The sequence below is a fragment of the Streptomyces netropsis genome, assembly GCF_014203545.1.
In the GTDB taxonomy this organism is placed as follows: domain Bacteria; phylum Actinomycetota; class Actinomycetes; order Streptomycetales; family Streptomycetaceae; genus Streptomyces; species Streptomyces netropsis.
The window spans coordinates 1-17724 of record NZ_JACHJG010000004.1; the positions used below are offsets into that span (position 1 = coordinate 1).

The 17724-nt window shown below is 72.5% G+C and carries 13 protein-coding genes; 7 read left to right on the forward strand and 6 right to left on the reverse strand.

The window, feature by feature from the left end; all coding sequences use genetic code 11:
• Positions 1-591 precede the first annotated feature (591 nt).
• Complete coding sequence (locus FHS38_RS11455) at positions 592-1041, forward strand: PTS sugar transporter subunit IIA (protein ID WP_184733430.1); 450 nt, start codon at positions 592-594, stop codon at positions 1039-1041.
• 86 nt (positions 1042-1127) lie between these two features.
• Complete coding sequence (ptsP, locus tag FHS38_RS11460) at positions 1128-2798, forward strand: phosphoenolpyruvate--protein phosphotransferase (RefSeq protein WP_184733431.1); 1671 nt, start codon at positions 1128-1130, stop codon at positions 2796-2798.
• Positions 2799-2877: 79 nt separating this feature from the next.
• On the opposite strand, the gene FHS38_RS11465 is transcribed toward ptsP, so the two are convergent.
• Both FHS38_RS11465 and FHS38_RS11470 read right to left on the reverse strand, forming a co-directional pair.
• Positions 2878-3828, reverse strand: coding sequence for a DUF8829 domain-containing protein (locus FHS38_RS11465; protein WP_184733432.1), 951 nt, complete (start codon positions 3826-3828; stop codon positions 2878-2880).
• A 120-nt stretch (positions 3829-3948) separates the two neighbouring features.
• Positions 3949-5961, reverse strand: a complete 2013-nt coding sequence (locus FHS38_RS11470; RefSeq protein ID WP_184733433.1) for an acetoacetate--CoA ligase — start codon at positions 5959-5961, stop codon at positions 3949-3951.
• A 230-nt stretch (positions 5962-6191) separates the two neighbouring features.
• Between FHS38_RS11470 and FHS38_RS11475 the strand changes: the two genes are divergently transcribed.
• From FHS38_RS11475 to glpK, 3 genes are all read left to right on the forward strand, one after another.
• On the forward strand, positions 6192-8651 hold the full coding sequence (locus FHS38_RS11475; protein WP_184733434.1) for a glycoside hydrolase family 31 protein: 2460 nt from the start codon (positions 6192-6194) through the stop codon (positions 8649-8651).
• Between the two features lie 196 nt (positions 8652-8847).
• On the forward strand, positions 8848-9645 hold the full coding sequence (locus tag FHS38_RS11480) for a M15 family metallopeptidase (RefSeq protein ID WP_184733435.1): 798 nt from the start codon (positions 8848-8850) through the stop codon (positions 9643-9645).
• A 56-nt stretch (positions 9646-9701) separates the two neighbouring features.
• Positions 9702-11225 (forward strand): glycerol kinase GlpK, encoded by a 1524-nt coding sequence (glpK, locus tag FHS38_RS11485; protein ID WP_184733436.1) that lies wholly within the window; start codon positions 9702-9704, stop codon positions 11223-11225.
• Positions 11226-11335: 110 nt separating this feature from the next.
• Here glpK and FHS38_RS11490 read toward each other — a convergent pair whose 3' ends face one another.
• The 4 genes from FHS38_RS11490 to FHS38_RS11505 all read right to left on the reverse strand — a co-directional run bounded on the left by FHS38_RS11490 (position 11336) and on the right by FHS38_RS11505 (position 15719).
• The gene (locus FHS38_RS11490; protein ID WP_184733437.1) at positions 11336-11947 is read right to left on the reverse strand and encodes a GTP-binding protein; all 612 of its coding nucleotides are present in this window, start codon (positions 11945-11947) and stop codon (positions 11336-11338) included.
• A gap of 138 nt (positions 11948-12085) precedes the next feature.
• Positions 12086-12598, reverse strand: a complete 513-nt coding sequence (locus tag FHS38_RS11495; RefSeq protein ID WP_184733438.1) for a DUF742 domain-containing protein — start codon at positions 12596-12598, stop codon at positions 12086-12088.
• An 8-nt stretch (positions 12599-12606) separates the two neighbouring features.
• Positions 12607-13068 carry a roadblock/LC7 domain-containing protein gene (locus FHS38_RS11500; RefSeq protein ID WP_184733439.1) on the reverse strand — a complete coding sequence of 154 codons (462 nt, stop codon included), beginning with the start codon at positions 13066-13068 and terminating at the stop codon, positions 12607-12609.
• Positions 13065-15719 carry a sensor histidine kinase gene (locus tag FHS38_RS11505; protein WP_184733440.1) on the reverse strand — a complete coding sequence of 885 codons (2655 nt, stop codon included), beginning with the start codon at positions 15717-15719 and terminating at the stop codon, positions 13065-13067. Before FHS38_RS11505 ends, FHS38_RS11500 begins: the two co-directional genes overlap by 4 nt.
• 402 nt (positions 15720-16121) lie before the next feature.
• Here FHS38_RS11505 and FHS38_RS11510 point away from each other — a divergent pair, with 402 nt between their 5' ends.
• Both FHS38_RS11510 and FHS38_RS11515 read left to right on the forward strand, forming a co-directional pair.
• The gene (locus tag FHS38_RS11510; protein ID WP_184733441.1) at positions 16122-16472 is read left to right on the forward strand and encodes a hypothetical protein; all 351 of its coding nucleotides are present in this window, start codon (positions 16122-16124) and stop codon (positions 16470-16472) included.
• A gap of 98 nt (positions 16473-16570) precedes the next feature.
• Positions 16571-17704: an L-histidine N(alpha)-methyltransferase gene (locus FHS38_RS11515; RefSeq protein WP_184733442.1), complete on the forward strand. Its 1134-nt coding sequence runs from the start codon at positions 16571-16573 to the stop codon at positions 17702-17704.
• The last annotated feature ends 20 nt before the right edge of the window (positions 17705-17724 follow it).

Below are 17724 nucleotides of genomic sequence, written 5' to 3' on the forward strand. Positions count from 1 at the left end.
CTGGCGTTGACTTTTGGCACGCTGTTGAGTTCTCAAGGAACGGACGCTTCCTTTGTACTCACCCTCTCGGGCTTTCCTCCGGGCGCTTCCCTTCGTGTTCCACCACTCTATCAGGAGTTTTTCCGCTCCCTTACCGCTTGTTTTCCGCAGCCATAAAGGCATACGGACACACAGAAGCGGATCCGGGAAGGATTATAATCCGATAGGTGCCGCCCCCGCCTTGCCGGCATTTGACTGCGGGCCTCGGTGGTGGGCAGGAGTACGACAGTACAGGTCCCACCAGGGCGAGGCAAATCGATTCTGGAGCGTCGTCGACCACCGACTCGGAGGCCCCCTTCTCTCCTCCTCCCCTCTCCCCCTCTCCCACCCCCGACGACTCCCCCAGCGGCTCCTCACCGGCTCTCCGTCAGCTCGCTCTCTGCCGCCTCACAGCTCTACTCCGCACGCGCGCGCGTGCCCTCGCGCGACCTCGGCCAGGTGGGCTCACGTGTGCGGAATCCTCAGTTCCTATGACTTACGCTTCTGATCAGCGCGCCGCCCAGGACAGGTAGTGGCGGCGCGTGATGAATCTCCACCCCTGGGAGGCTTCCCATGACCACCGTGACGTCCCCGATCGCCGGACGCGCCATCGGACTCGCGGCTGTGCCCGACCCCGTCTTCTCCGGCTCGATGGTGGGTCCCGGTACCGCCATCGACCCCGCGCGTGAGCCCTCGACGGCGGTTTCGCCGGTCGACGGTGTCATCGTCTCGCTGCACCCCCACGCGTTCGTCGTCGTCGACGCGGAAGGGCACGGCGTGCTGACGCACCTCGGCATCGACACCGTGCAGCTCAACGGCGAGGGCTTCGAGCTGCTCGTCAACAAGGGCGACACCGTGACGCGCGGCCAGGACATCATCCGCTGGAACCCCGTCGCGGTCGAGGCCGCCGGCAAGTCGCCGGTCTGCCCGATCGTCGCGCTCGAGGCCACCGCCGACGCGCTGGGCGACGTCCGCGAGGACGGCGACCTCAAGGCCGGCGACGCTCTGTTCTCCTGGCAGTGATCGCAGCGACCCTCCGCCGTCTCTGACGGCACGTACGACATTCACCGCGGCGGGCGGATCCGCCGCATCAACCGGAGACGGGTGAAATGGAGACAACGCTGCGAGGCGTCGGCGTGAGCCACGGTGTGGCGATCGGCGAGGTGCGGCACATGGGCACGGCGGTTCTGGAGCCGCCGGCCAAGCAGATTCCGACGGACGAGGCGCCGCGTGAACAGGGTCGCGCCCGCCAGGCCGTCGAGGCCGTCGCCGCCGACCTCATCGCGCGCGGCAACCTGGCCGGTGGCGAGGCCCAGCACGTGCTCGAGGCCCAGGCCATGATGGCTCAGGACCCCGAGCTGATGGCGGACGTGGACCGGCGCATCACCGTCGGCAGCACCGCCGAGCGTGCGGTGTACGACGCGTTCGCCGCCTACCGCGCGCTGCTCGCCAACGCCGGTGAGTACCTGGCCGGCCGGGTGGCCGACCTCGACGACGTGCGCAACCGCATCGTCGCCCGCCTGCTGGGCGTGCCGATGCCGGGTGTACCGGACAGCGACGAGCCGTACGTGCTCATCGCCCGGGACCTCGCTCCCGCCGACACGGCGCTGCTCGACCCGACGCTGGTGCTCGGCTTCGTGACCGAGGAGGGCGGGCCGACCAGCCACAGCGCCATCCTGGCGCGGGCGCTCGGGGTGCCCGCGGTCGTGGCGCTGCCCGGTGCGGGTGAGCTTGCCGAAGGCACGGTGGTGGCCGTGGACGGCAGCACGGGCGACATCTTCGTCGACCCCAGCCCGGAGAAGCGCGTCGAGCTGACCAAGGCCGCGGAGGAGCGGAAGGCGGCGCTGTCCGCTTCGTCCGGTCCGGGCGCGACGTCCGACGGTCACAAGGTGCCGCTGCTCGCCAATGTCGGTGGTCCGGCGGACGTGCCGGCCGCGGTCGAGGCGGGTGCGGAGGGCGTCGGCCTGTTCCGTACCGAGTTCCTCTTCCTGGACGACAGCAAGAAGGCGCCGTCCGAGGCCAAGCAGGTCGAGGCGTACCGCAAGGTGCTGGAGGCGTTCCCCGAGGGCCGCGTGGTCGTGCGCGTGCTGGACGCGGGCGCGGACAAGCCGCTGGACTTCCTGACGCCTGCCGACGAGCCGAACCCGGCGCTGGGCGTGCGGGGTCTGCGGACCCTGCTCGACCACCCGGACGTGCTGCGCACGCAGCTCACCGCGCTGGCCAAGGCCGCCGAGGGGCTGCCGGTCTACCTCGAGGTCATGGCCCCGATGGTGGCGGACCGGACCGACGCGAAGGCGTTCGCCGACGCGTGCCGCGAGGCGGGGCTGAACGCCAAGTTCGGCGCGATGGTGGAGATCCCGTCCGCCGCGCTGCGGGCGCGTTCGATCCTGCAGGAGGTCGAGTTCCTGTCGCTGGGGACGAACGACCTGGCGCAGTACACGTTCGCCGCCGACCGTCAGGTCGGTGCGGTGTCGCGTCTGCAGGACCCGTGGCAGCCGGCGCTGCTCGACCTGGTCGCCGCCTCGGCGGAGGCCGCCAAGGCCGAGGGCAAGAGCTGTGGCGTGTGCGGCGAGGCCGCGGCCGACCCGCTGCTCGCCTGTGTGCTGACCGGTCTGGGCGTGACGAGCCTGTCCATGGGCGCCGCGTCGATTCCGTACGTGCGCGCGACGCTGGCCAAGCACACGCTCGCGCAGTGCGAGCGGGCCGCCGCCGCGGCCCGTGCCACCGACAGCGCCGAGGAGGCCCGCGTGGCCGCGCAGGCGGTGCTGTCCGGCGAGTGAGCCGGTGCCGTCGGCGACAGTCGGCGCACGAGTGAGCCAAGGGGTGTCCCGCCGGGTCCGGCGGGACACCCCTTGCGCGTCAGGCCCCTTTCTCGGGTGTCTCGGGTTCCTGGGGTTCCGCGGATGCCCCGGGGTCGTCGAGGGGAAGGCCGGCGCGGTATTCGACGCCGGGCTCGGGCGGTACGGGTTCGCCGGTGTCGGCGTCGGTGCAGTAGGCGTCGAAGACCTCGGCCTCGCTGAGGGGCCTCAGCCGGCCGTCGCGCAGCCCCCAGCCGCGCACCGTGTCGGGGGCGCCGGGTGTGGTGGTCCGCAGGACGACGCCGCCGGGTCGGTCGGTGGCGATCCCGGCGGCCAGCACGGTGCAGAAGATCAGCGCCGCGGCCTCCCCCAGCCGCAGCATGCCGTCGGCGTGGCTCTCCGTGTGGAGCACGGCAACGAGCGGGACGTCCCCTTCGGCGGGGACGCTGCACACGAGGTGGTGGGTGCCGGGGCCCACGGCTTCGACGAGCCGGCGCAGGAGCTGCGATGCCTTGGCGAAGGCCGTCTTCCCGGTGTCCTCGCCGCAGGTCGCGCAGTCGCCGCCGCGGGCCAGCAGCGCCGTGGCGTACTCCCATGTCGCCTGCTGCTCGGCCTCGTCGACGAGTTGGGGCAGCAGCCTGCCGATGGGCTGTCCCTCATAGGTGACTTTGCTGCCCGCCGCGGCGACTTCGGCGGTGTAGCGGGTGCGGCTGGCCGCGGTGTCGGGGTCGAGGTGGGAGTCCGAGCAGAATTCCTCGTAGTCGACCGGGTCGAAGAGGGCGACGCTCGTGTACGTGCCCTCGGCGGCGAGGGTCCGCAGCAGCCCCTCCATCTGCCGCAGATATGTCGCGTGGTCGTCGAACGTGAACGATGCGTACCGCCGCATGGCGGCGAAGTCCTGCTCGTCGGCCAGCACGGCCACGGTGCTGGGCACTTCGCACCGGAGCCGGCGCCGCGCCCCCGGTCGCCTTCGCGCGGTCGGTCGCTTCCTGCCGTCGTTGCTGTGCGCCATGAACTCCCCCTCAGCGCGCGTGATCAATACTCACTCACAGTAAGCGGGGGCACTGACAATCGATCTCGTCGTGGGTGTACGGGCCGCCGGACGGGGTGTCCGGCGGCCCGTGGGCGCTCGTCAGCCGGTGGCGCGGGTGCGGGCCAGGTCCTCGTAGAAGCGCAGGAGGTCGATGTTGTCGACCGAGCCGGGGTTGACGGCCTTCTCCAGCGGGGTGCCCTGGAGGAGTCGCTTGACGGGGACCTCGATGCGCTTGCCGGTGAGGGTGTGCGGGATGCCCGGGACCTCGATGACCTCGTCGGGGACGTGGCGCGGGGAGAGCTGTTCGCGGATGGTCCGCTTGATGCGGGCGAGCAGTTCGTCGTCCAGGGTGACGCCGGGGGCGAGGTGGACGAAGAGCGGCATCCAGTAGCCGCCGTCGGGCTGTTCGGCGCCGATGACGAGGGATTCGCGGATCTCGGGGAGCCGTTCGACGGCCTCGTAGATGTCGGCGGAGCCCATCCGTACGCCCTGGCGGTTGAGGGTGGAGTCGGAGCGGCCGTGGATGATGACGCTGCCGCGCGAGGTGAGGGTGATCCAGTCGCCGTGCCGCCAGGCGCCGGGGAACATCTCGAAGTAGCTCTCGCGGTAGCGCGTGCCGTCGGGGTCGTTCCAGAAGCGGATGGGCATGGACGGCATGGGAGCCGCGACGATCAGCTCGCCCACCTCGTCGACGACGGGCTTGCCGTGGGCGTCCCAGGCCTGGAGGTCCGTGCCGAGGCAGGGGGCCTGGAGTTCGCCGATGTGCACGGGGAGGGTGGGAACGGCTCCGGCGAAGCAGCTGCAGACGTCGGTGCCGCCGCTGACGGAGGCGATCCACATGTCGTCGGCGACCTCGTCGTGGATCCAGCGGAAGCCGTCGGGCGGCAGGGGCGAGCCCGTGGTGGCGACGCACTTGACGCGGGAGAGGTCGAAGTCGCGGCCGGGGTGGACCCCGGCTTTGCGGCAGGCCATCACGTAGGCGGCGGAGGTGCCGAAGAGCGTGGCGCCGGTGCGCTCGGCGATGCGCCACTGGGCGCCGGTGTCGGGGTGGCCGGGGCTGCCGTCGTAGAGGACGACGGTGGAGCCCACCAGGAGGCCGGAGACGAGGAAGTTCCACATCATCCAGCCGGTGGAGGTGTACCAGAAGAAGCGGTCCTGCGGGCCGAGGTCGCAGTGCAGGGCGAGCTGCTTGAGGTGTTCGAGGAGGATGCCGCCCTGGGACTGGACGATGGCCTTGGGCAGGCCGGTGGTGCCGGAGGAGTAGAGGACCCACAGCGGGTGGTCGAAGGGGACGTGTTCGAAGACGGGCTCCACGTCCGCCGAGACGAGGGTGTCCCAGTCGAGGGCGCCCTCGGGGGCGGCCGTGCCGAGCAGCGGGATGTGGACGACCGCGCGCACGGTGGGGAGCTCGGCGCGCAGCTCGGCGACCACGTCGGCGCGCGCGTGCCGCTTGCCGCCGTAGTGGTAGCCGTCGACGGTGAACAGGACGACGGGCTCGACCTGCTGGAAGCGGTCCAGGACGCTGCGGGCGCCGAAGTCGGGGGCGCAGGAGGTCCACACGCCGCCGACGGCGGCGGTGGCGAGCAGGGCGACGACGGCGTGCGGGATGTTGGGCAGGTAGCCGCTGACCCGGTCGCCGGGGCGGACACCGAGGCGGCGCAGCTCGGCCGCGAGGGAGCCGACCTGGCGGCGGAGTTCGGCCCAGCTGACGGGCGTCGGCTCGTGGGTCTCGTCGACGTGCAGGAGGGCCGGCTGGTGGGCGCGGTCGGGGTCCTCGGCGGCGCGCAGGGCGTGTTCGGCGTAGTTGAGGGTGGCGCCGGGGAACCAGGTCGCGCCCGGCATGCCCCGGTCGGCGAGCACCCGCTCGTAGGGGCTCGCGAAGCGGACGTCGCACCATTGCGCGACGGCTTGCCAGAAGCGCTCCAGCTCGTCCACCGACCAGCGGTGCAGGGCGGCGTAGCTCGCGGCGGGGTCGCCGGGGACGGTGTCGGGCGCGCCGTGCCGCTCCGCGGCCCAGGTCTGGAACCGGGTGACCTGGGCGCGGGCGACACGGTCCTCGCCGGGGCGCCACAGGGGCTCCGGCTGGGTGGCGGGCGGCGGTGCGGTGGTCATGGTCGGCTCCCGGGCTGTACGCGTCGTGGGCGTCGCCGCGCACACAGGCGGGGTATGCGCGTGACGCGGCTGACCAGGACGATGCCACGTGATCGACTCCGGCACCAGGGTCGGCGGCCCATCTCACGGCCGCGTCGGCGTCGTCACGGCTTTCCGGCGGGTGATCGGTGCGGGTGAACGGGAGTTGAACGGACCGCGCGCCCGGTGGCGGCGGTGGCAGGGTGATCAGCATGGATGCGCGTGAGCTGGTGCGGTCGGTGAAGTCGGTGGCGGCGGTGCGGACGGTCGGGTCGGCGCGGGGGCTGCGGTCCGTGCGGTCGGCGTGGCGGCGGTGGCGCGCGGATTCGGTGGAGCTGCCCCCGCCGGGGGCCGGGCGGGCCCGGGTGCCCGGCGAGGCGGTGGGGGCCGAGCCGCAGCCGGGGGGCGGGGTGGTGCGGTTCGCGCGGTCGTCGTTGCGGGTGCGGGTCGCGGCGGGCGGCGCGGTGTTCTGCGGCTGGGACGGGGCGGCACCGGAACCGTCGTACGCGCTGGCGGGGGCGTGTCCGGAGGTGGACGAGCGGGCGGTGCTGGAGCCGGACACCGACGGCGGCTGGCGGGTGGTGTCCGAGCGGGTGCTGGTGGTGGTGTCGAGGCTCGGGGCGGTGGAGGTGCGGACCCCGGGCGGGGTGATGCTGCGGCGTGATCTGCCGCCGCGCTGGTGGGAGCCGGTGCCGGCCGCTCTGCGGGGCCCGGCGTGCCCTGCCGGCCCGCTCTCCGACGGCTCGCCCGCGGATGCTCCCGGCCGTGGTCCCGGCGCCGCGGGCTCCCGGTGGGTGCAGCGGTCCGAGGTGACGGCGGACGCCCGTTTCTTCGGCCTCGGGGGCAGGGCGGCGGGGCCGCGGCTGCGGACCGGTTCGTACCGGCTGTGGAATACCGATCCCGGGGGTTCGTTCGAGCCGGGCGACGACCCGTTGTACGTGACGATGCCGGTGCAGTTGGTGGTGGCGGACGCGGGGACACATCTGATGTTTCACGACAATTCGTGGGACGGTCGGGTCACCTTGTGGGAGGGCGAGGAGGGTGCGGGGTCCGGGCACGACCGGCCGGGCCGTTGTGAGCTGCGGATGGACGGCGGCCCGGTGCGTTACTGGGTGATGGCGGGCACGCCCGCGCGCGTGCTGCACGCATGGGCGGCGCTCACCGGCGCGCCGGCGCTGCCGCCCGCGTGGGCGCTGGGCCACCACCACGCGCGTTGGGGGTTCGGCAGTGAGCGCGAGGTGCGGCGGGTGGTGACCGGCTACCGGGAGCGGGGGCTGCCGCTGTCGGCGCTGCACCTGGACATCGATCACTACCGGGGCCATCGCGTCTTCACCGTGGACCGGGAGCGGTTTCCGGATCTGCCGGGGCTGGCGGCCGAGCTGCGGGAGCAGGGGGTCCGGCTGGTGTCGATCGTGGATCCGGCGGTGAAGGCCGAGCCGGGTCTCGCGGAGTACGACAGCGGGGTGGCGGCGGGGGCCTTCGTGCGGGACGGGCGGGGGCGGGAGGTGCGGGGCGAGGTGTGGCCGGGCGAGTCGGTCTTCCCGGACTTCACGGATCCGAAGGTGCGCGCGTGGTGGGGCGGGCTGTACGCGGAGCGGTTGGCGCAGGGGTTCTCCGGGGTGTGGCACGACATGAACGAGCCGGTGTCGTTCGCGGCGTTCGGCGATCCGACGCTGCCGCGCTCGGCCCGGCACGTGCTGGAGGGCCGGGGCGGTGATCACCGCGAGGCGCACAACGTGTACGGGCTCGCGATGGCACGGGCCGGGTACGAGGGGCTGTGCGAACTGCGCACGCGGGAGCGGCCGTTCCTCTTCTCCCGCTCGGGCTGGGCGGGGATGCAGCGCTACGGCGGCACGTGGTCGGGCGATGTGGCGACGGGGTGGCCGGGGCTGCGGGCGTCGCTGGCGCTGGTGCTGGGGCTGGGGCTGTGCGGGGTGCCGTATTCGGGGCCGGACATCGGGGGGTTCACGGGTTCGCCGTCGCCGGAGCTTTATCTGCGCTGGTTCCAGCTGGGCTCGTATCTGCCGCTGTTCCGTACGCACGCGGCGATCGGGGCGGGTCGGCGGGAGCCGTGGGAGTTCGGTGCGCAGACCCTCGATCACGCGACGGCGGCGCTGCGGGAGCGGGTGCGGCTGCTGCCGTATTTCATGACGCTGGCGCATCTGGCGCGGCGCACCGGGGCCCCTTATGTGCGGCCCGTGTGGTGGCGTTCGCCGGAGGACCGGGCGCTGCGGGACTGCGAGGACGCGTTCCTGCTGGGCGATTCGCTGCTGGTGGCGCCGGTGCTGGAGCAGGGGGCGGACCGGCGGGCGGTGCGGCTGCCGCGGGGGCGCTGGTACGACACGGCCACGGGCCTGGCGCACGAGGGGCCGGGGCAGGTGCTGTTGGACGCGCCGCTGTCCCGGATCCCGGTGCTGGCGCGGGCGGGTTCGGTGGTGCCGGTCGCGGGCGCGGACGGGCGGGTGGAGCTGGAGGTGTGGGCACCGGCTCCGGGCCGTACGGGCGGCGGTGTGCTGATCACGGACGCGGGTGACGGCTGGGAGCAGCCGGAGGTGGTGCGCTTCACGACGCGGTCGCGGGGTGGGGTGGTGACGGTGGAGCAGGAGGGTGCGGAGGAGGTCGCGTACCCGGTCCGCGTCCGCGGGTCCGCTGCGGGGTCCGCTGCGCGGTAGCAGTGCGGGTTCCGCTGCGCGGTTCGCCGCACGGCACGGTCCGCCGCACGGCTACGGGCGGGCCCGTGCCGCGCAGGTGGGTTGCGGGGTGCTTCGCTTTGCGCCTCGTCACCCACCTGCGCGTCCCGGGCCCTCGCGTGTGGGGGGTGTTCCCTGGCTCTTCCTTCTCGTTGCGTTCTCCTGGTATCTGGAAGGCATGTCCAGACTCTCCGCCGTGTTGCGTGCTCTCGTCCTGCCCGTCGCCGCGGTCGTCGCCGTCGCGTCCGCGCCCTTGGCGCAGGCGCGGCCGGAACCGAGACCGCCGAAGGAGTTCGTGGCGCTCTCCGACGTCGATCCGACGATCCTGCAGGAGATGCGCTACTTCACCCCGCACAACTTCACCGGCCACCGCGTCGACGGCTACCGCCGCCCCCTGTGTCTGCTCACCCGCCCCGCCGCCGACGCCCTGCACGAGGCTCAGCGCGCGCTGCTGCGCCGGGGTTACGGACTCAAGGTCTACGACTGCTACCGCCCGCAGCGCGCGGTCGACGACTTCGTGGCGTGGGCGAAGGACCTCGACGATCAGAGGATGAGGGCGGAGTTCTATCCGCGCGTGGCGAAGTCACGGCTGTTCCTGGACGGTTATATCGCCGAGAAGTCCGGGCACAGCAGGGGCAGCACCATGGATCTGACGATCGTGAAGCTGCCGGCCGTGCCGACCCGCCCGTACATCCCCGGGGAGTCTCTGGTGTCCTGCTACGCGCCGAAGGAGGAGCGGTTCCCCGACAACTCCGTCGACATGGGCACGGGGTACGACTGCTTCGACACGCTGTCGCACACCGCGGACCCGCGCGTCCAGGGTGCTCCGCGGGCGAACCGGATGCTGCTCAAGTCCGTGATGGAGAAGGCCGGTTTCGCCAACCTGGCCGAGGAGTGGTGGCACTACACGTACCGCGCGGAGCCGTTCCCCGACACGTATTTCGACTTCCCCGTCTCGCGGCGTCCGGCGCCTTGACGCTCCGTCACGGCAGGTGAACACTGCCCGTTCGGACCACCGAGTCAGGAGATGCCATGACGGACTCGTACGTCGCCGCGATCGATCAGGGCACCACCTCCAGTCGTTGCATCGTCTTCGACCGGGCCGGTGCGATCGTCGCCGTCGAGCAGCGTGAGCACCGGCAGATCTTCCCCCGGCCGGGCTGGGTGGAGCACGACGCGGCGGAGATCTGGACGAAGGTGCAGGCGGTGGTGGCGGGGGCGCTGGCCCGGGCGGGGCTGCGGGCCGACGAGCTGAGCGCGCTGGGCATCACCAATCAGCGCGAGACGACGGTCCTGTGGGACCGCACCACGGGCAAACCGGTGCACAACGCCATCGTCTGGCAGGACACCCGCACCTCCGCGCTCTGCCACGAGCTGGCATCGACGGCGCAGTGCGGCCAGGACCGGTTCCGGCAGGCCACCGGGCTGCCGTTGGCCAGCTATTTCTCGGGGCCCAAGGTCGCCTGGCTGCTGGACCACGTGCCGGGGCTGCGGCGGCGCGCGGAGAACGGTGAGATCGCGTTCGGCACCGTGGACTCGTGGCTGATCTGGAACCTGACGGGCGGCACGGACGGCGGGACGCACGTCACGGACGTCACCAACGCCTCCCGCACGATGCTGATGAACCTCGCGACCCTCCAGTGGGACCCCGCGATCCTGGGCGCGATGAACATCCCGGAGGCGGTGCTGCCGGAGATCCGGTCCTCCTCGGAGGTGTACGGGCGGGCCGTCGGGCGGCTCGCCGGGGTGCCGGTGGCGTCGGCGCTCGGCGATCAGCAGGCGGCGGTCTTCGGGCAGACCTGTTTCGGGGTGGGCGAGGCCAAGAACACGTACGGCACGGGCAGTTTCCTGCTGCTGAACACCGGCGAGCGGCCCGTCGCGTCGAAGAACGGGCTGCTGACGACCGTGGGGTACCGGCTCGGTGGCGAGCCGCCGGTCTACTGCCTGGAGGGGTCGATCGCCGTGACCGGCTCGCTGGTGCAGTGGTTCCGCGACCAACTGGGGCTGATCCGCTCGGCCGACGAGATCGAGCCCTTGGCGGCGAGCGTGCCGGACAACGGCGGCGCGTACATCGTCCCCGCGTTCTCGGGTCTGTACGCGCCGTACTGGCGCTCCGACGCCCGTGGGGTGATCACCGGGCTGACGGGATACGTCACGAAGGCGCATCTGGCGCGGGCCGTGCTGGAGGCGACGAGCTGGCAGACGCGTGAGGTCGTGGACGCGATGTACCAGGACTCGGGGGTGCGGATCACCTCGCTCAAGGTGGACGGCGGGATGACGGTCAACGGTCTGCTGATGCAGCATCAGGCCGATGTGCTGGGTGTGCCGGTGATCCGGCCGGTGATCTCGGAGACGACGTGCCTGGGCGCGGCGTACGCGGCGGGGCTCGCCACGGGCGTCTGGCGGAACCCTGAGGAGCTGCGGTCGCATTGGCGGCGCGACGCGGAGTGGACGCCGCGGCTGGGGGCGGCGGCGCGGGAGGGCGAGTACCGCAACTGGCGCAAGGCCGTGGAGCGCAGCTTCGGCTGGCACGAGGAGCCTGCGGCCGGGGCTTAAGGTCCACCCGGTCCACCCGGTGGATCTTTGACTACGGCCGTCTCCGCCGCCCGCGGCGGCGGGCGCCCTACGGGCGCGTCCTCAAACGCCGGACGGGCTTGATTCCGCGTTCATACGGCAGCCGCCCGGCGGCGGGCGGCGCCGGTCGCCATGGCGTGCTCGACGACGGATATCAGGACCTGCTTGGCGGAGTCGCGCTCGCGGGCGTCGCACATGACGACGGGGACCTCGGGGTCGAGGTCGAGGGCCTCGCGCACGGTCTCCTCGGGGTAGCGGGCGGCGCCGTCGAAGACGTTGACGGCGAGGGTGAAGGGGATGTCGCGCCGCTCGAAGTAGTCGACGGCGGCGAAGCAGTCAGCGAGCCGCCGGGTGTCCGCGAGGACGACCGCGCCGAGCGCGCCCTGCGCCAGCTCGTCCCAGAGGAACCAGAAGCGGTCCTGGCCGGGGGTGCCGAAGAGGTAGAGGACGAGGTCGTCGCGGAGGGTGATGCGGCCGAAGTCCATGGCGACCGTGGTGGTGCGTTTGCCTTCGACGCCGTGGGTGTCGTCGACGGGGCGGCCCGCCTCGGTCAGCACCTCCTCGGTGCGCAAGGGTCTGATCTCGCTCACCGCGCCCACGAGCGTGGTCTTCCCGACCCCGAAACCGCCCGCGACCAGGAGCTTGAGGGTCACCGGGTCGGTGGCGGAGCGTATGCGGCCGCGGTCGAAGCGCCTGAACACCATGGTTTCTTCCTCCTCTTCAGGTTCAGTGCGGTATCGCGCTCCCCCGTGGATGTGATCGTTCCGCACGGACCACGGCCCCGACAAGTCCCCACGGGCGGCAGTTGGGACTCCTCGGGCGCCGGGCCCGCGGGCGCGGGGTCACAGCGCCCGCAGGCCGTCGATCACCTCGCGCAGCACGCTCTCGTCGGGCAGTTCCGCCGGGGGAACCGGCCGGGAGACCCGTACCAGCTCGGCGTCGATCAGGTCTCCGACGAGGACCCGGACCACACCGACCGGCAGATCGAGCCCGGCGGCCAGCTCGGCGATGGACTGCGGTGCGTCGCGGCTGAGGTCGACGATGTCGAGGTGTTCCGGTGACAGCGTCTGGTCGGCGATGGCGTGCGCGCCGCCGGGGTGGTCGGCCAGGCTCTCGTCGGCGACGACGACCGCGATCAGGTCGAGCTTGGCCTCGGCGGCGCTGCGGGTGCGTCCCCGGGTCATCGCGTACGGGCGTACGACGGGGCCCGCCGCGTCGTCGTACCAGCGGGCGGCGGGCTCCCCCGTCCCGGGCGCCCCGCGGTGGGAGTGGGCCGCTGCCCGCGAGGGCGCGGTGGCCGGGGGCCCGGGGGGTGTCGGTGCCCCCCGGGCGGACCCGGTGCCGTCTCCGGTCATGCCGGCCGTCACTCGTCGGCGGCCACGCCGGTCCGCGGAGCGGTGCCCAGGTGTGCGCCCACACGCTTGACGAGCAGCGTCATCTCGTAGGCGACCAGCCCGATGTCGGACTCCGCGTCCGCGAGCACGGCCAGGCAGCTGCCGTCGCCGGCGGCGGTGACGAACAGAAAGGCCTCGTCCAGCTCGACCATGGTCTGGCGGACGTCGCCGGCCTCGAAGTGCCGGCCCACGCCCTTGGCGAGGCTGTGGAAGCCGGAGGCGACGGCGGCCAGATGTTCGCCGTCCTCACGGGTGAGGCCCTTCGAGGCGCCGGTGGGCAGGCCGTCGCCGGAGAGGACGAGGGCCTTGCTGATGCTGCCGACGCGCTCGACCAGGTCGTCGAGGAGCCAGCTCAGCTCCCCCGTGCCGGTCTGCTGTTCTTTGCTCTGCCCGGTTGGGGCAGTGCGTATCGCGGCCTTCGGTGCGGTCATCGACCGTCCCCCTCAGATGTTGTTCCTGGTGCTGCTGTTCCCGGTGGGTCCGCCTCATTCTCCTCCCGGCCGCGCTGCCAACCACGCTGGAGGGCCGCCATCTTGGCCCGTACCTCGTCGGCGTCGCGGAGGGGGCAGGGGTCGGCGGGGGCCGGGGGCGGTCCGGACCGGGCCGCCGGGTCGTCCTTCAGCTGCGGGGCGAGGCTGGCCTGGCGTACGCGCCGGGGCAGCCCTCCGGTCGGCGTCCGCTCCTCGTCCGGCTCCCCGGCGGTGTCCTTGGCGGGCTCGCGCGCCTCGCCCGCCTCCCCGCCCGCCTCGGCGTCGTCGATCCGCCGCCCGTGGTCGGAGACCAGGACGGGGGATCTGCGGCGCGGCAGCGGGGCGAGCGCGTCGCTGGCCTGGTGGTGCTGCTCGGCACCGGGGTCCCCAGCTGGAGGGGCCAGGGGGGCCGCGGTGGCACGGCGCGGGATGGGCCAGCCGTTCTCGCCGTCGTGCCAGCTCTCGTCCGCCTCGTCGTCGAACAGGGAGAGCGGCGGTTCGAGTTCGACCGGCAGGCTCTTCTGAGCGACCCAGCTCCGGACGGGCCGGTCGGTCCGGTCCGGGCCGGCCGGGGGCACGGGGGCCAGCGGTGGGCGGCGGGTGAGCGGGAGCGTCCCGCCCCGCTCGGCGGGCGTCCCGGGCGACGTGGTCTGCGCGCCGGTGTCGTCCTCGTCACGGCCCCGGCCCTTGCCCGTCTTGGTGCCCCCTCCGGCACCCACCACCGTCTCGGTGAGCAGCGTCGTGGGGATGAAGACGACGGCGGTGGTGCCGCCGTAGGGGGAGGGCTGGAGGGAGACCCGTACGCCTTGGCGCTGGGCGAGCCGGCTGACCACGAACAGGCCGAGGCGGTCGGTGTCGGACAGCTCGAACTCCGGGGTCTCGGCGAGCCGGAGGTTGGCTTCGAGCATGGCGTCGGGGGCCATGCCGAGGCCACGGTCGTGGATCTCGAGCGTGAAGCCGTTGGCGACCCGCTCGCCGACGACCTGGACCGCGGTGTGCGGTGGGGAGAAGACGGTCGCGTTCTCCAGCAGTTCGGCGAGGAGGTGGGTGAGGTCGGCGACGGCGGGCCCGTGGACGGCCAGCCTGGGCAGGCGGCGCACCTCGACGCGCCGGTAGTCCTCGACCTCGCCGACCGCGGCCCGGACGACGTCCATCAGCTGGATGGGTTTGCGCCACTGCCGGGAGGGTGCGGCGCCGGAGAGGATGACGAGGCCCTCGGCGTGGCGGCGCATGCGGGTGGTGAGGTGGTCGAGGCGGAAGAGGTCGGCGAGTTCGTCGGTGTCCTCGGTACGGCGTTCCATGGTGTCGAGGAGCGTCAGCTGGCGGTGCAGCAGGACCTGGCTGCGGCGGGCGAGGTTGACGAAGACGTCGGAGACGCCGCGGCGCATGTCGGCCTGTTTCACGGCGGCCTCGACGGCGGCGCGCTGGAGGGTGTTGAGGGCCTGGCCGACCTGGCCGAGTTCGTCGGCGCCGTATTCGAGGCGGGGGGCCTCGGTCTCGATGTCGACCGTCTCGCCGGCGGCGAGGCGGCGCATCACGCTGGGCAGCCGGATGCCGGAGACCTCGTGGGCCTCCTTGCGCAGTCGGCTGAGGTCCCGTACCAGGCCGCGGCCGATCTTGAAGGAGACGACGAGGGAACAGACGAGGGCGGCGAGGCCGAGGACGCCCGCGGCGGCGGCCTTGGCGAGGACGCCGACGGCGACGGGCTCGACGCGGTCCGCGTAGCGGTTGCCGGCGTCGATGCCCATCCGGCCGAGGTCGTCGAGGACCGGGCCGATGGTGTGCTGCCAGCGCTGGGGGTCGACCGCGTGGGTGGCCCGGCCGGCGCCGGCGAGGATCACGGCGTCCTCGGCGGTGCGCAGCGCCTGGGCGTTGGTGCCGCGCCAGTAGTCCTCGTAGATCTTCTGGTCGGCGACGGGCAGGACGGGCAGGTTGTTGTTGTAGAGGACCCGGCGCTCGGCGACGTGGTCGGAGAAGGCGCGCAGGTCCTGGCGGCTCATGCTGCCCGCGGCGAACGCGGAGGCGAGCAGGGCGTCCTCGCGGGAGACGGCCTCGCGGGCCCGGGTGATCCCGACCAGGGCACGGCCCTCTCGGTCCAGGTCGTCGTCCTGGACGGCGCTCAGGCTGCCGAGGAAGGCGTAGTACGGCTCGATGAGGTCGTTGTACGCCTGGAAGGCGCCGTAGCGGGAGACGGTGTTGTCGTCGACCTTGCGGCGGATGTCCTCGATGGTCTCGAGGCTCTTCTCGATGGCGGTGAAGCGGGCCCGGGCGGTGTCGTCCACCTCGTCGCGGACGCCGTCGGCCGCGCCGGAGCGGAAGGTGGCGACCATCCTGTCGGTGGTGCGCTGCCGCTGGCGCAGGGCGGCCTGGGCATCGGACCGGCGGGGGTCGGCGAGGTGGACGAGGGTCTGGCGGCGCTCCTGTTGCAGGGAACGCACCAGGTCGTCGGCGGGGTAACCGATTTTGCGCATCGCGTCGGCGACACCGAGCAGCTGCAACGCCTCGCTGCCGGTGATCACGGTGGCGAAGGCCCACAGGCCGGTCAGGGACACCAGTGGCACCAGCAGCAACGCCACGATCTTCCGGCGGATCGACTTCCCGCGAAAGCGCATGGCCTCCCCTACGTGAACCCCGGCGCGCGGGGGTGGTGTTCCGACGGATAACGCGGCGTGAGCCTACTACTGCGTTGCGCTCTGATCGAAGGCCAGTGCGGCCGTCGAACCGGTTGCGGCGGGACGGGCGTCACCAGTTGTCCGGTGATTCCCCGACTTTCCCCCCGCGCAGCGGCGGCCCGGGGCCCGCCCGCGGCAGGTCACCCAACCGGCCGAACTGGCTGGAATTACCCTCCCCACGGGAACCATCGGGCCTGGTCGATCGCTCTTTGAAGGGGCGAGCCGGACGGGACGACGACGGTGTCCCAGCCGATGCCCCCACCTTTGGAATGCTTTTGGATCGTTTTGGAATCCTTTTGGAAGCGGCCCGAACGGGGCAGCCAATGGGGGAGGTGAGCCGTCATGGACCAGGATCGCGACATCCGCCCGTACGCGCGCAGGCCGTTGTGGGTGGAGGAGCCGGCCAAGCGGCCGAGGATGCCCGATCCGGTCCGTGACTCCGCGGTGCGCGCGGTGCTCGTCATCGCGGTGACGCTGGTGCAGGCCATGGTCGCGGCGCTGTTCACCCTCGTCGGTTCCTGGCTCGCGCTGCCCGCGTTGCTGTGCACGGTGGCGAGCGTCGTGGCGGCGACGTGGGCGGTGCTGGACGTGTGGGTGACCCGGCAGGTGTGGCGCCAGCGCCACGGCGTGGTGTCGGTGCCCAGCAGTTCGGCGCGCGAGATGCGCAGAGCACGCCGACCACGCTTCCCCTGATCGTCAACAGGCGGGTAGGTTCGGGAGTTGACGGTGTGTCGGCCGTGCGCGGCGGTCGGCCGGAGGGGGCGTCACGGATGTCGGATCGGGAACAGGCAGTGCGTCGGATTCCGTCGATCCTCGGGGACCCGGGCTGGACGGTGTGCCTGGTCGGCGAGGAGCAGTCGGGCAAGCTCGCGCAGGTGACCGCGGGGCTGCGGCACGGGCCGGATCCGAGCGGCTCGGGCAAGCGCATCACCTCCGGCTTCTCCTACTGGGGCCTGGAGTCGACGGTGGCGTGGGCCCACGCGTGCAACGACCTGTACTACCCGGTGATGCGCGAGAGCATCGGCTCCTTCAGCCGCCGCTGGCGCGCGATGACACAGACGCTGCCCGACGGGCCGCTGCACTATGTGAGCCTGGGGCCCGGCACCGGCCAGAAGGACCAGGCGCTGCTGAGATACCTCGACAGCCGGGGCCGCTCGGGCTGCTACATCCCGGTCGACGTGAGCGCCGAGATGCTGCGGCTGGCGCAGCGCGAGGCGCTGGAGCACCTGCACGTGCCGCCCGCCGACGTGCTGCCGGTGCAGCTGGACTTCTCGATGCCCGCCAACCTCGACCGGCTGTGCACCCTGATCCGGCACGCGGTGGGCGACGAACCGGTCGTGTACTCGCTGCTGGGCAATACGCTCGCCAACTTCGACAACGACACCCAGTTGCTGGCCCTCCTCGCCGAGAAGCTGCTGCGCCCGCAGGACCGCTTCCTGCTGGAGGTGGCCAGCACGGCCGGGCAGGACGAGGCGGCGGCGCGCGCGGCGGCCCACGAGTACGAGAACAGCCCGCGCTTCCGGGAGTTCGTCACCAGCGCCCTGATGCAGTACACCGACCTCCAGATCGACATGAACAGCCTCACCTGCGAGGGGCTGGTCGAGGACGACCGGGCGCTGAAGATCAAGGTGATCTACCGCAACCGCACGGGCGGTCCGCTGGAGCTGACGCTGCCCGACCGCAGCACGGTGCCGTTCCCCGACCAGGACACCATCCGGCTGCTCCTCAGCCGCAAGTACACCCTGGCCGGTCTGGAGAAGATGCTGGTGGACGCGCGGGTGACGAAGGTGGGCGAGACCCACGACGTCGGGCACGCCGCCTTCGACCGGCCCGCGTTCGGGCTGGCGTTGCTGATGCTCCAGTCCGCCGACGTACCGCCTCCGCCGGAGCCCCGTGCCCCCGGGCCCAATCCGTTCCGCGACTGACGGGCCGCGATGAGACGCCC

What these genes read in the sequence shown, in the direction of transcription:
- FHS38_RS11455 (WP_184733430.1), top strand. Translation starts at nt 592, where the DNA reads ATGACCACCGTGACGTCCCCGATCGCCGGACGCGCCATCGGACTCGCG.
- ptsP (WP_184733431.1), top strand. Translation starts at nt 1,128, where the DNA reads ATGGAGACAACGCTGCGAGGCGTCGGCGTGAGCCACGGTGTGGCGATC.
- FHS38_RS11465 (WP_184733432.1), bottom strand. Translation starts at nt 3,828, where the DNA reads ATGGCGCACAGCAACGACGGCAGGAAGCGACCGACCGCGCGAAGGCGA.
- FHS38_RS11470 (WP_184733433.1), bottom strand. Translation starts at nt 5,961, where the DNA reads ATGACCACCGCACCGCCGCCCGCCACCCAGCCGGAGCCCCTGTGGCGC.
- FHS38_RS11475 (WP_184733434.1), top strand. Translation starts at nt 6,192, where the DNA reads ATGGATGCGCGTGAGCTGGTGCGGTCGGTGAAGTCGGTGGCGGCGGTG.
- FHS38_RS11480 (WP_184733435.1), top strand. Translation starts at nt 8,848, where the DNA reads ATGTCCAGACTCTCCGCCGTGTTGCGTGCTCTCGTCCTGCCCGTCGCC.
- glpK (WP_184733436.1), top strand. Translation starts at nt 9,702, where the DNA reads ATGACGGACTCGTACGTCGCCGCGATCGATCAGGGCACCACCTCCAGT.
- FHS38_RS11490 (WP_184733437.1), bottom strand. Translation starts at nt 11,947, where the DNA reads ATGGTGTTCAGGCGCTTCGACCGCGGCCGCATACGCTCCGCCACCGAC.
- FHS38_RS11495 (WP_184733438.1), bottom strand. Translation starts at nt 12,598, where the DNA reads ATGACCGGAGACGGCACCGGGTCCGCCCGGGGGGCACCGACACCCCCC.
- FHS38_RS11500 (WP_184733439.1), bottom strand. Translation starts at nt 13,068, where the DNA reads ATGACCGCACCGAAGGCCGCGATACGCACTGCCCCAACCGGGCAGAGC.
- FHS38_RS11505 (WP_184733440.1), bottom strand. Translation starts at nt 15,719, where the DNA reads ATGCGCTTTCGCGGGAAGTCGATCCGCCGGAAGATCGTGGCGTTGCTG.
- FHS38_RS11510 (WP_184733441.1), top strand. Translation starts at nt 16,122, where the DNA reads ATGGACCAGGATCGCGACATCCGCCCGTACGCGCGCAGGCCGTTGTGG.